This is a genomic window from Streptomyces sp. UNOB3_S3 (assembly GCF_020740895.1).
Lineage (GTDB): Bacteria > Actinomycetota > Actinomycetes > Streptomycetales > Streptomycetaceae > Streptomyces.
Genome location: NZ_JAILXP010000638.1, coordinates 1 through 1,909, shown reverse-complemented (window position 1 = coordinate 1,909; position 1,909 = coordinate 1). Strand labels below are relative to the sequence as shown.

Here is a 1,909-nt window from a genome sequence, read left to right as displayed (position 1 = left end):
CCCCGTCGTCCGCAGGCTGCGCGTCACCCTCCTCGACCAGGAGACCGGCGCCGCCGCCGAGGCCCTCGTCGACGTCACCGGCGGCCTGCTGCTCGCCCACCGCGAACTGGACACCGCCACCGAGGGCCAGCCCCAGGTGATGTCCGAGGAGTACCTTCTCGTCGAGACGGTCGTGAAGACCGACCCCCGCTGGCGCAAGGCCATGGCCGACCGCGGCGTGGAGGAGCCCGGGCTCGCCGTCTGCGCCCCGCTCGCCGCCGGCAGCCTGATCGTCGACCGGCCCGGCCGCCGGCTGCTGCGCTGCCTGACCTGGATGCGCTGCGAGACCGGCGACAACCCCTGGGCGCACCCCGTGGGCGGGCTGGTCGTCGACGTCGACGTCATCGAGCGGCGCGTCGTCCGCGTCGTCGACACCGGGCCCGTGCCCGTCCCCACCGAATGCGGCCGCTACGAGCCGGAGTTCACCGGACCGGCCCGCACCGGCCTGCGCCCGCTGGAGATCCGGCAGCCCGAGGGCCCCTCCTTCCACCTCGACGGGTCCCTGCTGACCTGGCAGAACTGGAGCTTCCGCGTCGACTTCAACGCCCGGGAGGGCCTGGTCCTCCACCGGATCACCCACCGCGACGGCGACCGGGAACGGTCCGTGCTGCACCGCGCCTCCCTCGCCGAGATGGCCGTGGCCTACGGCGAGGCGGAGGAGCCCCGTGACTGGGTGGCCTTCCTCGACGCGGGGGAGTACTCCCTGGGCCGCAACGCCAACCCGCTGCGGCTGGGCTGCGACTGCCTCGGCGAGGTCCGCTACCTCGACGCCGTCCTCGCCGACGACCACGGCCGCCCGCACACGCTGCCCAACGCCGTCTGCGTCCACGAGGAGGACGCCGGCCTGCTGTGGAAGCACACCGACGTCTTCCACGACAACGCCGTCGAGAGCCGCCGCTCCCGCCGCCTGGTGGTCTCGTACATCGCCACCGTCGGCAACTACGACTACGGCTTCTACTGGTACTTCCACCAGGACGGCACGATCGCCTTCGAGGCCAGGTCCACGGGCATCGTGCAGACCTCGGCCGTCGTGCCGGGCGCCGGCTCGCCCCACGGCACCGAGGTCGCCCCCGGCCTGCTCGCCCCCTACCACCAGCACCTGTTCTGCGTCCGGCTGGACGTGGCGGTGGACGGCCCCGCCAACACGGTCGAGGAGGTCGACGTCGTCCCGTTGCCCGCCGGCCCCGCGAACCCGGCCGGCAACGCCTTCACCGCCCGGACGACCGTCGTCTCCGACAGCGCTGAGGGCGGGCGCACCGCCGACACGACGGTGGGCAGGCGCTGGCGGATCACCAACCCCGGCTCGCGCAACCGCATGGGGCGGCCGGTCGCCTACACCCTCGTCCCCCGGCCGGGACCGGTGCTCCTCGCCCGGCCCGGCTCGGCGCTCGCCGCGCGCATGGCCTACGGCACCAAGCACCTGTGGGTCACCCGCCACCGCCCCGACCGCCGCTACCCGGCGGGCGACCACCCCAACCAGCACCCCGGCGGCGCGGGCCTGCCGCGGTGGACGACGGGCGGGGAATCCCTGGAGAACACCGAGCTCACCGTCTGGCACACCTTCGGGCCCACCCATCTGCCCCGGCTGGAGGAGTGGCCCGTGATGCCCGTCGACGTCACCGGTTTCAGCCTCAAGCCCACCGGTTTCTTCGACCGGAACCCGGCGCTGGACCTGCCCGAGGAGACGGGCGGCCACTGCCCGGCCTGAGGGACGTCAGTCCTCCAGCGCCTTCCCCACCCGTCGCGAGACCGTGAACGCGTACAGGTCCAGCACCCCCGGCGGCTCGGCCAGGCCCGGGCCGCCGGCGCGCACCCACGCGGCGATGTCCGCCAGCGCCTCGTCGTCGTTGACCAGCCCCAGCCACACGTC

General features: G+C 74.3%; 1 protein-coding gene and 1 pseudogene. One reads left to right on the top strand and one right to left on the bottom strand.

Annotation, left to right across the window (positions count from 1 at the left end; translation table 11 throughout):
* Positions 1-1,747 (top strand): primary-amine oxidase (locus K6I33_RS34600; protein ID WP_229358761.1); only part of this gene is annotated, 1,747 nt, incomplete at its 5' end.
* Positions 1,748-1,753: 6 nt separating this feature from the next.
* On the opposite strand, the pseudogene K6I33_RS34595 reads toward K6I33_RS34600, so the two are convergent.
* Positions 1,754-1,909: pseudogene (locus K6I33_RS34595) on the bottom strand ((2Fe-2S) ferredoxin domain-containing protein); the annotation flags it as partial.